The 12869-nt window shown below is 40.5% G+C and carries 7 protein-coding genes and 2 pseudogenes; 5 read left to right on the top strand and 4 right to left on the bottom strand.

Going from position 1 to position 12869, the window contains the following annotated elements; translation table 11 throughout:
• Positions 1-366 (bottom strand): annotated as a pseudogene (gene pssA, locus H5202_RS11485) (CDP-diacylglycerol--serine O-phosphatidyltransferase); the annotation flags it as partial.
• A 652-nt stretch (positions 367-1018) separates the two neighbouring features.
• Between pssA and dacB the strand changes: the two are divergent.
• The 4 genes from dacB to katG all read left to right on the top strand — a co-directional run bounded on the left by dacB (position 1019) and on the right by katG (position 8767).
• The gene (dacB, locus tag H5202_RS11480) at positions 1019-2683 is read left to right on the top strand and encodes a D-alanyl-D-alanine carboxypeptidase/D-alanyl-D-alanine endopeptidase (protein WP_182772195.1); all 1665 of its coding nucleotides are present in this window, start codon (positions 1019-1021) and stop codon (positions 2681-2683) included.
• A 268-nt stretch (positions 2684-2951) separates the two neighbouring features.
• Positions 2952-4364 (top strand): TonB-dependent receptor, encoded by a 1413-nt coding sequence (locus tag H5202_RS11475; protein WP_182772194.1) that lies wholly within the window; start codon positions 2952-2954, stop codon positions 4362-4364.
• A 628-nt stretch (positions 4365-4992) separates the two neighbouring features.
• A complete protein-coding gene (locus H5202_RS11470) occupies positions 4993-6354 on the top strand; it encodes a putative bifunctional diguanylate cyclase/phosphodiesterase (protein WP_259397288.1) in 1362 nt (453 codons plus the stop codon).
• A 226-nt stretch (positions 6355-6580) separates the two neighbouring features.
• Positions 6581-8767, top strand: a complete 2187-nt coding sequence (gene katG, locus H5202_RS11465; RefSeq protein WP_182772192.1) for a catalase/peroxidase HPI — start codon at positions 6581-6583, stop codon at positions 8765-8767.
• Between the two features lie 78 nt (positions 8768-8845).
• Here katG and H5202_RS11460 read toward each other — a convergent pair whose 3' ends face one another.
• The 3 genes and pseudogenes from H5202_RS11460 to seqA all read right to left on the bottom strand — a co-directional run bounded on the left by H5202_RS11460 (position 8846) and on the right by seqA (position 11749).
• Positions 8846-9175, bottom strand: coding sequence for a hypothetical protein (locus H5202_RS11460; RefSeq protein ID WP_182772191.1), 330 nt, complete (start codon positions 9173-9175; stop codon positions 8846-8848).
• A 249-nt stretch (positions 9176-9424) separates the two neighbouring features.
• Positions 9425-11068 (bottom strand): phosphoglucomutase (alpha-D-glucose-1,6-bisphosphate-dependent), encoded by a 1644-nt coding sequence (gene pgm / locus H5202_RS11455; RefSeq protein ID WP_182772190.1) that lies wholly within the window; start codon positions 11066-11068, stop codon positions 9425-9427.
• Between the two features lie 54 nt (positions 11069-11122).
• A pseudogene (gene seqA, locus H5202_RS11450) lies at positions 11123-11749 on the bottom strand (replication initiation negative regulator SeqA).
• 304 nt (positions 11750-12053) lie between these two features.
• Between seqA and H5202_RS11445 the strand changes: the two are divergent.
• The gene (locus tag H5202_RS11445) at positions 12054-12827 is read left to right on the top strand and encodes an alpha/beta fold hydrolase (protein WP_182772189.1); all 774 of its coding nucleotides are present in this window, start codon (positions 12054-12056) and stop codon (positions 12825-12827) included.
• Positions 12828-12869: the final 42 nt, after the last annotated feature.

Below are 12869 nucleotides of genomic sequence, written 5' to 3'. Positions count from 1 at the left end.
ACCCATAAATTCGCGAGACTTTACCGGTACACCGACAATATCAAACGGGTGCGATGCTTGGTCCATTAATTGGCGATATAAAATATAGTTACCACTGTCGCCCTTTTGACCTATTAAGCCTCGACGCGCACGATGGTAATCCACTAACACTTTGATATCTAATTGTGGGTTTTGGTTCTTTGCGTCTAATAACGCCTGCAATACCTCACGGCCAGCTTCATCATCTTCAACATATAATGCTGCGATGTAAATTGAAGATGTTGCCGATGCAATTTTGGTTAGTAAGGCTTGCTTAAAATCTTTTGGCTTAAGCAACCAAGACACAGCATCTGCATTTAGGGCAATACCACCTAGCTTATCCAGCAAGGCATCCTCCTTAAAATGGGTGACCATTACGATAATCAGTAATGGGATCAAATTAAAAAAACATCACAGCGATATATTGTAATTGTGAGTACGCTGTTCAACTGTTTAGCAAGTAATACATTCCATGCTTACAGATAAATTGAGGGAATAAGTGACTTCAGAATAAGTGACTTCAACCTCAATTGATGATGTTTCTTTTAACGCAATATCGATAGTACTAACGAGATAACTTTTACAATAATCAATATCATTGCTGAATGGTCTATCGTGGTCAGTCTATCCGCTCTAATCAACTTATATCACGCCACAATATGCTGCAAAATAGAACTATTGCAGCTCTGAGGCATCTAATTCTGAAAGATTAGCGAGCTTAGCGTTCTGTTAAGCTGATAGAAATTACCGACTAACAAGGTGATGAGCAAGATTTTTCTTACTTAGCTGCGGTTTTAGTGCTTTTTATTGTTGATAATTCGTATAAAAAAGCAAAATTGCTTGCTAACTAGTCAACAAACGGAGGGATAGAAAGGAGATAAACACAAATTGAAATAATCATAAATATGGAAATATAACCAAAAATCATCAAATGCATATCAGCCAAGGTTATCATCAGCTAACATAACCTATCGTTACTGAACTTTTGTTATAGGCTTTTATGAATTCCATTCTTTTTTGTCTCCCCCAGCCTCGTTTCTTTCATGAACAACCATCTTTGCGGTTCACTCAAGCCTTATGCCTGCTAGGAGCATTTATTACCTCAAGCCTGCCCAATGTATCGCTCGCAGCAGAAGTCCCCGGCCAGGTAGCATTGAGTCAGCAACAAACAATCCATAGCGATAATATTAACCAGCAACCTACAGCATTGTATCTTGATAATATGCTGCAGCTACTAAAACCAGCACATTCACAGCTAGGCATCACAGTGTGGGACATGACGACTCAAAAAACAGTATTTGAGTACAACAATCAATCGTTAATGCAGCCGGCAAGTGTTCAAAAACTATTAACCGCATTGGCTGCAACTAAACAACTCGGTAAAGACTTTACTTACCAAACTCGCTTAACCACATTAGCCCAGCAACCTCTGGATAACAGTCTGATTGAAAATGGCATATATTCTGGCGACATTTACATAGAATTTAGTGGCGATCCGACCTTGAAATACCAAGATTTACGACAGTTACTTGCCTCTTTAAGTCAGTTAGGTATTACTGAACTTACGGGGAATATTGTATTAACCAGCGAGCAAGATAGCCAACTGCAGGCCCCTGGTTGGGTATGGGATGATTTAGGGATCTGCTACGCGGCGCCAATATCGCCTTTCATCATTGATAAAAATTGTGTCTATGGTCGATTAGCAACAACGGGCTACAATAAAGTGGCCAACATCACCATGATGGGAAATCGGCCCATTGAAATCAGCAATGATGCTTATTTTGTCACCCCAATTGTCAACCGACCTGTCGCTAAACCCGCTGTTCAGACATTAACTGATGCGGTTGTGCTTCCTGCATACCTCACGGAATCAGTACCACAGTGTCAATTAACGTTAAGTCGTTTCGATAATAATCGCTATCATCTGAGTGGCTGTCATGTCGGGGCTAAATCGTTACCTTTAGCGATAGCTATTACCGAACCACAATTGTACGCGAAACAGATCGTAGCCAAACAATTGGCTTCTTTAGGCATTGTGCATCAGCAACCCATTACAGCAGGTATAATGAACACTGAAGCGCTGTTTATGGATCAAAGACAAGTTATCGCCAGCCACCAATCTGCAGCCTTGCCTCAGTTACTTGAAACCATGTTGCTCAAATCAGATAATTTAATTGCCGACAGTTTATTAAAAAAATTGGGTGAGGTTTATTATCAAGCACCAAGTGACTTTGCCCGGAGTGGCCAAGCATTGAAAACCATTCTGTATTCAATTGGCATCGATTTATCAAATGCAAACATCGCTGATGGCTCTGGTTTGTCGCGTTATAATTTACTCGCGCCTGAACACGTATTAAGTGTACTTACTACCCTATACCAACAACCTGAATACCGCTTTTTACTCGAGTTGTTACCACAATCTGGTGTAAGTGGTACTTTGCGCTATAAACGCTATTTCAATAAATCTCCATTGAAAAACCACGTGTTTGCTAAAACTGGCAGTATGCTGGGCATAGCAAACTTAGCGGGACGAGTTAATGTCAGTAATGGTCATGATTATTTATTTGTTTTATTCGAAAATGGGTTAAGTCCACAGATTAAAAAACACCAAAAAGCACCTTTTTCGGCAGTGTTTTTACAAACCATGATGGACGTCCCTAGATAACCTTAATTCGGAATAACATCCTCGTAGCAGCCACATTATTCTAAAATGCGGCAGCCTTCTTTTATTCAATCTAAAAATGACTATTATGGCCACCTGCAACCTCGAGCTGTTCAAAAGTAGAATGATAAGCATCTAGAAAGTAACAATTAAGCTTAAATAATCATTAAATCGCCACAAATATCCTTTCAGCACTAGCGCATATTTCAACTTGCTATAACATTGTTAGCCGTAACCTTAAGATATGAATATTTTATCGTGTGGAGATAATATGGATAAGCAAGTCAGTTCGCGTGGCACCAAAGAAAAAGCCCTTCGTTTAAATCTAGACGAAAAAAAGTACGGCACCATTGTCGAAATTGGTGCCGGACAAGAAGTCGCACGTAACTTTTTTGTGGCTGGCGCCGCTGCGGGAACAATAGCTAAAACCATGTCAGCCTACGATATGAAGTTTTCTGACGCGATTTACGGCGTGCAAGAAGATGGACGCTATGTCAGTAAAGCCCGCGTATTAGCAATGATGGAGCAGGAGTTTGACCTTGTTGTCGATCGTGTCGGCGGCGTTCGTTCAAAATCATCACGTTATTTCAGTTACGCAACAACCGTATCGGCTAAAAGTTTTAATCGTAAAAATGAATGCCATGCGTGGTGTGGTGTGCGGATTCAAATGTACCCTGGTGCAGAGCCTTCTAATATTATTGTCCATGTGCGCATGTTTGACGATACCGCTGAAGCTCAGCAGCAAGCGCTAGGTATTTTAGGTGTAAACCTTATTTACGCCAGCTACTATTATTTTGAAGATCCAAAAATGATTATCGATTCGTTAACCGATAACATGAAAGCCAATCGGATTGAAATTGACTGTATTGACTTTCAGGGGCCCTACTTTGAAGATGTCGACAATCAAGCAAAGAATATTCATCTTATTCGCAGCTGGAAAACTCGCGCGATTATGTTCAAAGCCGATGGCAGTGTCGCGGTACCTGCCGATATGCTGTACAAAAAGAACGTGTTAACCATTCGAGGTTCATTTAAACCTGTTACCAACCTTAATGTTGATATGATCCAGCAAGGCTACAAAGCCTTTTCTACATTAGAAGGGGTAACTGATAAAAATACCGTATTAATCGCAGAAATATCACTGAATGACTTACACGGTAAAGATGCCAATATGACCGAAAAGGACATTATGGAACGGGTTAAATTGCTTAATTTATTAGGCTATAACGTGATGATTTCTGATTACACCCGCTATTTCTCATTACGTGCTTATTTCCGTCAGTACACCAAATTACAAATCGGCATTGTGGTGGGTATTGTTAACATTAAACAAATTTTTGATGAAGAATATTATCGTGGGATGGAAGGCGGAATTCTCGAAGCTTTTGGTAAGTTATTTCCTGATAATACGCGTTTATTCGTCTACCCAGAACGGGATGAAAAAGGTGAGCTAAATGACTTAAACACTGTCAGCGTGCCTAATAATTTGCGGTATTTATTCCGCCACGTGCTCGATAACGGCTTTATCACCAGTATTGAATCAAGCAATCTTGATTTGTTTAATATTTTTTCTCGAGAGATTTTACAGCAAATTTGTCGCGGTCAAGGAGAATGGGTTGGCGCCGTCCCCGAAGCGGTCAGTAAAGCCATCATGGAACAAAAATTATTTGGTTACCGCGGCTAATGAATATAGGGTAACTTTTTACGATAACTAAGATGCCATGCCTTGGTTAGTTACGCTGGGATTGGGTATTAGGCATTAGGTGACAAATGATAACTTATCAGTGGTTAAACAATTGATTTCATTTTTTACTTTCATCATGCAAAAAGTTTGTTAATACACTATTGTTAAATGGCTAACCTATCTGAGGTTAGCCATTTTTTTCATTGGCATTTTCTTCACTCAAAGTTAATGTAATGTAATCAAATTTGAATGCGCTACCGTTAATGACTCTAGGCTACCCATACGGACTTAACCACACACGTTAACATTTAAATTAATACCATCATTAATGACTGCTCGTCCGTTTTTAATGTTCACCCTTACTAACCACAGGAAATAGCGATTGTTGCAGATATTGGCTTTATCTATGCTTATTTTAGGACTCGGCATGCTGGTCTTTAGTTTAAGAGCAGTAAATAAAATTTGTATTAAGGACAATAATACTGGCTGGCGAGTATTGAGAGGGTTGATCTTCTTTTTCGTGTTGGGCTATTTAGGCGTTTTTTATTATCTGAGTAAACAATCAAATTTAGCAGTATCTGATATCATTTTTTGCATCATTATGTTCTGTGGAGGAGGATTTGTCGTTTTGGTAACTCGACTGAGTTTATTGAGTTTAGTAAAAGTCGAAAAATTGGTCATTAATGAACGTAGTAATGCGCTGCACGATAGCTTAACAGGCCTACCTAACAGAAAATACTTAATGGATTCATTAAGCCAGCATGTCAATGCTGGGCTGCCATTTAGTCTACTGCTGATTGATTTGAACAGATTTAAGCAAGTCAATGATGCATTAGGCCATTACTATGGTGATTTATTGCTTATCGAAGTCGGTAAAAACATCTCTGAACATTTACCCGATGATGCACCGTTATTTAGACTAGGCGGAGACGAGTTTGCCGTCATTGTCACCCAAGTAGAATTAGAACCCCTTCAACACACCATTAACACAATCCATTTAGCACTTGAATCAGCATTTTGTATTGAAAACTACGATTTACTTGTTGGTGCAAGCATTGGCTTAAGCCACTTTCCTATTCTTGCAAATGAAATAGGTCTGCTATTACAACAAGCAGATATTGCAATGTACTCAAGTAAGAAGTTAGCCACCTTATACACTATTTATGACCTGACTCTTGAAAACAATGCTGCCGAAAAAATGAATATCAGTGCTTCATTAAAACGTGCCATTGAACAACAAGAATTTGAACTCTGGTATCAACCTATCATTAATTTACGCAACAACCGTCTTTATGGTGTTGAAGCGCTTATTCGCTGGCCTCGGCCAGATGGCAGTTACACCCCGCCAAGTGTGTTTATTCATATCGCGGAACAAACCACTCTAATAAACCAAATAACCGACTGGGTTATCCAACAAGTTGCAAAGGATGTTGAACATTTTGAATCCTTAGGACTATCTCTCTGTATCCACCTAAATTTATCAGCTAAAGATTTGCAAGACCCCAATTTGGTCAATAAAAGTATTTCTCTTGTTAAGGGTAATCATTCATCGCAGAAGATAATGTTTGAGATAACCGAAAGCGCAATGATGACTAACGTAGAGCAAGCTAAAGATGCCATGGCACAGATTACTGCCGCAGGTGGTACATTCAGTATTGATGATTTTGGCACGGGGTTTTCTTCACTAGAACTATTGCGAGACCTTCCTGTTACCCAAATTAAAATTGACGGCTCATTTATCAACAGTATTCATCATAGCGATGCTGACTTGGCGATAGTTAAATCGGTAATATTTCTGTCAAAGCACTTGAAATGTAACGTTGTAGCAGAAGGTGTAGAACGAAGTGCAACGGCAACATTATTGGCATCACTTGGTTGTGATCTTGCCCAAGGTTACTACTACAGTAAACCAATACCCATTTCATCTTTTGCCAATTATATCCAAGAACAACAATCAGTAAGCGCCGTAGCCAATCAAAATAGCTTTTAATGACTTGGATCATGTCTAATACTAAACTTTTGGCCTAATCTCTATCAACAACTGTTCGATTATTGAACGAACCTTAATGCTAAAGTGACTAATCTTACTCATCAATAAAACCGATTAGCTGGACCAATAAAAGTCGCTTTCATTCATAGTCACAGTCAGTTAGCCTGTTAACTCAATCCAGTGATGCATAAAATTTATGCTATTTTTAGTGATAAAGGAACCTATCATGGACAAAGCACAACATACCCAAGGCAAGTGCCCAGTAGCTCACGGTGGCAATACCACAGTCGCAAGCGACGTAATGGAATGGTGGCCTAATGCTCTTAATCTCGATATTCTTCACCAGCATGACAATAAAACCAATCCAATGGATCCAAATTTCGATTATCGCGAAGCTTTTAAAAGCCTCGACCTGTCTGCGGTAAAACAAGATCTTCGCGCGTTAATGACTGATAGTAAAGATTGGTGGCCAGCCGACTGGGGCCATTATGGCGGTCTGATGATCCGTATGGCTTGGCACTCTGCTGGAACTTATCGTATGGCAGATGGACGCGGCGGTGCTGGAACCGGTAATCAACGCTTTGCGCCCCTCAACAGCTGGCCAGATAACGCCAATTTAGACAAAGCACGTAGATTACTGTGGCCAATTAAAAAGAAATATGGCAATAAGTTATCTTGGGCAGATTTAATCATACTCGCAGGTACTATTGCTTATGAATCAATGGGCTTAAAAACCTTTGGTTTTGCTGGTGGCCGTGCTGATATTTGGCATCCAGAAAAAGATATTTACTGGGGTTCAGAAAAACAATGGCTGGCAGCAAGCGACGCTGAAAATAGTCGATACTCTGGACAACGCGACCTTGAAAATCCATTAGCTGCTGTGATGATGGGGTTAATTTATGTCAACCCTGAAGGTGTAGATGGTCAACCGGATCCGTTAAAAACTGCACAAGACATTCGTGTCACCTTTGAACGCATGGCAATGAATGACGAAGAAACTGTCGCCCTTACTGCTGGTGGACACACTGTCGGTAAATGTCACGGTAATGGTAGTGCAGAAAACCTCGAAGCCGCTCCAGAAGGTGCAGAGCTTGAAGACCAAGGTTTGGGTTGGTTAAACAAAACAAGCCGCGGTATTGGCCGCGATACTGTAACAAGTGGTATTGAAGGCGCTTGGACAACCCATCCAACACAGTGGGACAATGGTTACTTTGAGTTATTGCTTAATTACGATTGGGAACTTAAAAAGAGTCCTGCCGGTGCTTGGCAATGGCAGCCTATCAATATCAAAGAAGAACACAAGCCTGTTGATGTTGAAGACCCATCGATTCGCCTAAGCCCTATTATGACTGATGCTGATATGGCGATGAAAATGGATCCTGAGTATCGAAAGATATCAGATCACTTTTATCAAGATCCAGCTTACTTCTCAGAGGTGTTTGCCCGCGCTTGGTTTAAATTAACCCATCGTGATTTAGGCCCTAAAAGTCGTTATCTTGGAACTGATGTTCCTGCTGAAGAATTAATTTGGCAAGACCCTATTCCACAAGTTGATTACAACTTAACCGAACAAGAAGTTACTGATATAAAGGCTAAGATTCTCACCAGTGGATTAAGTGTTGCTGAGCTTGTGGCTACGGCATGGGACAGTGCCAGAACCTTCCGAGGATCAGATTATCGTGGTGGTGCAAACGGAGCACGTATTCGTCTAGCACCACAGAAAGATTGGCAAGGTAACGAGCCAGTAAGATTGCAAAAAGTATTAGCTGCGTTAGCGACTATTCAAGCAGGCTTAACTAAATCTGTCAGTATTGCAGACTTAATTGTACTCGGTGGCACTGCTGCAGTAGAAAAAGGGGCTCATGCGGCTGGTGTCCACGTTAAGGTGCCTTTTACCGCTGGTCGCGGTGACTCAACCCTAGCACAAACAGATGTTGAATCTTTTGACGTATTAGAGCCGCTACACGATGCTTTTAGAAACTGGCAAAAGAAAGACTATGTTGTTCAGCCAGAAGAAATGATGCTCGACCGTACTCAATTAATGGGACTAACCGCGCATGAAATGACGGTATTGGTGGGTGGTATGCGAGTACTAGGTGCCAACTACGACAACAGCAAACATGGGGTATTTACCGACAAAGTTGGTGTATTATCAAATGACTTTTTTGTCAACTTAACTGATATGTCGTATAACTGGAAACCTGCTGGTAAAAACCTTTATCACATCGTGGACCGCAGCACCGATAAAGTGAAATGGACTGCAACCCGAGTCGATTTAGTCTTTGGTTCAAACTCTATTTTACGTTCGTATGCAGAGATTTATGCGCAAGACGACGCTAAAGAGAAGTTTGTTACCGATTTCGTTAAAGCATGGTCTAAAGTAATGAATGCAGACAGGTTTGATCTTAAGTAAACCTTACTGCTTATATAAAAAAGGTGCGGAATATATTTTTCTGCACCTTTTTTAATGATTCAACACGACAACATATGTTTAATTCATCCGCTTCACTTCAAATTCTAATTTCACTTTAACCGGAAGCCGCTTGTCATTTTGTGCGGTAGGCTTAAACTGCTGTTTAGGCATTTTATTCAACAATGCCTGCGTCATCCAACCTTCTGGTGTAGAGCTAATTAACGTTTTGCTGACTTCATTACCATTAGAAGCAATCGTTTGATAATATTCACCTTTACCAGCACCTTTAGGTAGCCAATCAGGTCTTTTATTTAACATCACAGGTTTTAACGCTTGCGGTGACCAATATTGATCTAACTGAGCAGAATTAATAATAACGATATCATGATTAAAAGTAGCTTCAGGCAATGTAGCAATCTCATGCTGGGTTTAGCAACCCGCCGTAATAAAAAGAGATAGCGTGATAAGTGAAAGGTATTTTTTCATTCAATTCTTCCTTGAAACAATAATAAAGAGATTTTGAACAACAATATTACAGAGTGCTTTTGTTGTAAAAAGTGATTTCAATAAAAATTAACTTATCACAGAGTCGTTAGTAAAAAATAACCAACAAAAAAGCACTGAAAGATCAGTGCTTTTAGATAGAGCAAAAGCTCATTAGCCTTTTAGAGCTCCATCAATCATTGTCTGCGCTTGAGCAATAATCTCATCCAAATGTTGCTGACTAATAAAGCTTTCAGCATAGATTTTAAATAAGGCTTCAGTACCCGATGGACGCGCAGCAAACCAGCCATTCTCAGTGGTCACTTTAATACCACCTATCGCTGCATTATTACCTGGTGCATGACTTAATATTGCTGTAATCGCCTCACCCGCTAATTCTGTGTCGGTAAAACTGTCACGATTTAACTGTTCAAACTTAGCTTTTTTCTTAAGACTAATAGGGCTATCGATACGAGTGTAAAAACTTTCGCCAAATTGATCGGTTAACTCTTTATAGCGTTGTGCAGGTGTTTTGCCTGTTACGGCTAAAATCTCAGCCGCTAGTAATGCTAAAATAAAGCCGTCTTTATCAGTACACCAGGTACTGCCGTCACGTTTTAAAAACGCTGCACCAGCACTTTCTTCGCCACCAAAAGCAATGGTGCTATTTGCTAAACCAGCAACAAACCATTTAAAGCCCACAGGCACTTCTAAGCATTGTCGACCTAAGGCGTTACACACACGATCAATCATTGCACTCGATACTAAGGTTTTACCCACAGCTAGTGACTCAGACCATTGCGGACGATGAGTCATTAAATAGTCTATCGCTACCGCCAAATAATGATTAGGGTTCATCAGCCCAAAGCCTGGGCAAACAATACCGTGACGGTCATAATCCGGGTCATTACCAACGCACAAATCATAATCTTCGCTGTACGCTAACAAACCTGCCATGGCATAAGGAGACGAGCAATCCATCCGGATTTTGCCGTCTTTATCTAATGGCATAAAGCCAAATGTGGGATCAACTTTATCATTGACTAAGGTAATATCTACACCATAGTGAGCGGCAATTTGCTCCCAGTAGTAAATACCCGACCCACCTAAAGGATCAACACCTATACGGATGTTGGCTTTTTTAATCGCCTCCATATCAATGACTTCAGCAAGAGATTCAACATAAGGTGCAATAAAATCGACTTCATCAATCCAACCCGACTTAACCGCGACACCGTAATTAACTTTTTTAACCCCTGAAAGCTGATTGGCTAAATATTCATTGGCTTTTGTTTCGATGATTTTAGTAATTTCACCTTCAGCAGGACCGCCATGAGGTGGATTGTACTTAATGCCACCATCTTGCGGAGGATTGTGCGAAGGAGTAATAATTAACCCATCGATTAACGCTGTAGGTGCTGACGAATTTGCACGAACAATCGCTTGAGACACCACTGGTGTTGGGGTAAAGCCATCATTTTTTTGAATTAACATTTTAACTTGGTTAGCCGTTAATACTTCGACCACAGACATAAATGCTGCATAAGACAAAGCATGGGTGTCAAAACCCACAATCATTGGCCCAGTAATATTAGCTGATTGACGATAATCGACTACTGCTTGGGCTATTGCCCAAATGTGGTTTTGATTGAAACTGGATAAAAACGCACAGCCTCGATGACCCGATGTACCAAATGTCACTTTTTGCTGCACGTCTTCCACATTAGGAATAATGCGGTAATAATGACTCATCAATTTAGGAATATTCACTAAATCCGTTTGTAAAGCTTGCTGTCCTGCGCGTTGATGAATGGCCACGAGTGGTCTCCTAGTTAGTAAATGAAAAATGGAATCTTCGACAAAACTCAAAGGTTAAATGTGTTCGGCGATGCTCTTCGCTCTTTCACTGTCACAACCTAAATGTTCCAATACCTCGGTTAAGATGGTTTGCTTTTTAGCGGTATTGTTATTGGTGGTGACCCAAAATCCACTTGAGGCGATTTCTTTTGGATTAGAAGATTTACTTGAATTTAATAAAGCCTGTTTAGAACGGGCAAAATACAAACGTCCTTTGCCTTGCACATTAAGCACTTTGTCAAAATCACTGCCAGCAGTGGATTCAAGACTGGATAATAAATACATAAAACGCCCAACGGCACCTTTCTGTTGGCTTAATAAGTGCTGGCTAACCATGGCATCAAAATCAATACTGGTTGACGTTGCAATGTCTTCATCTACAGGATAATGCTTACTGGCGCTATTTTGATCATCGATGACTTTTTATACAGCCGCCTTGGCTTGATCACAAACCGGATGACGATTCACTTGCGATTGCGATTCTATACTTGGATGACTCATGTCTGTGGACTAGCTTACACCGACCTTCTCGACTGACAGCTTCAATTAACGACGCAAAATATCGGAAGCGCTTTCGCCGATGCGTTCAGTTTTACTCGCAATAAAGCGATAAAGTTCTTCGTCAATTTCAATGTATTTCATCAGAGTCATCCTTTTTCTATCAGTCTTTGTCATTACTGTAGCCAAGATTAAATTGGCATCAGGTAAGTCGGGATCGCAGATCGAATTAGCATTAATGCGATCAAAAAAATATTGCTTCAGTGTAAGCCATGCTTAACCTACTAATAAAGTGGCAAAATCATTAAATGGACGATATTACCAAGTTTTTATTAAAAGCAGTTTAAAATAGCAGCAACTATGGCGGCGAGAGTCTGCAAAACTTGATTTGACTGACGCATTGCAGCAAAATCTTCCGCATTAATTGTTCCAATGAGTTTGTTGCGTTATGCATTATGTATCTTCTGGTCAAGGTGAAGCTGTCCTGCTTATTCATGGACTGTTTGGTAATCTTGATAATCTAAAAAACCTCGGCAGTGTGCTTGAGCAGCGATATAAAGTTATACGGGTTGATGTGCCTAATCATGGCTTAAGCGAGCATTGGGACAACATGGATTACCCCCAACTTGCTGATGCCATGATTGATGTACTCGATGATTTACACATCAAACAAGCCCATGTAGTCGGTCATTCAATGGGAGGTAAAATTGCGATGGCAATGGCACTTTTACACCCAGAACGAGTCAAAAGCTTGGTGATCGCAGATATCGCGCCGGTCGCATATAGCCCAAGACATCAGACCGTGTTCGCAGGCTTAACCAGTTTGGTATTAAACAGCGATACCACTCGAAAGTCGGCCATAGCACACTTAATCAACGCCGGTATTGATGAGCCGACATCTCAATTCTTACTCAAGAATCTACAACGCACAGACAGCGGCTTTGAGTGGAAAATGAATTTAACTGGGCTAATCGAATCTTACGACCGTATTATAGGTTGGAATTTGCCTTTAACCGATAACGATCATTTTGATAAACCAGCACTATTTATCCGTGGCGGTGAGTCAAATTATGTCACTGCTGAGCATCGTGATGAAATCATGCGTCAATTTCCACATGCCAGTGCAAAAACATTGAACGGTACAGGCCATTGGTTACATGCACAAAAGCCTGAGATATTTAATCGCATTGTGTCTGAGTTTATTGAACAAAACCAAGGGTAATTTTTTAATATTTACCTTTTTGAACATAGCCGATTGTATCCT

Source organism: Shewanella sp. SG41-4, assembly GCF_014164505.1.
Lineage (GTDB): Bacteria > Pseudomonadota > Gammaproteobacteria > Enterobacterales > Shewanellaceae > Shewanella.
Note: the sequence above shows the minus strand (reverse complement) of the source record. Positions and strands in the feature narration are given on the sequence as shown.

Coding starts and splice junctions, on each gene's coding strand:
- H5202_RS11475 (WP_182772194.1), top strand. CDS start 2,952: ATGGATAAGCAAGTCAGTTCGCGTGGCACCAAAGAAAAAGCCCTTCGT.
- H5202_RS11445 (WP_182772189.1), top strand. CDS start 12,054: ATGCATTATGTATCTTCTGGTCAAGGTGAAGCTGTCCTGCTTATTCAT.
- katG (WP_182772192.1), top strand. CDS start 6,581: ATGGACAAAGCACAACATACCCAAGGCAAGTGCCCAGTAGCTCACGGT.
- dacB (WP_182772195.1), top strand. CDS start 1,019: ATGAATTCCATTCTTTTTTGTCTCCCCCAGCCTCGTTTCTTTCATGAA.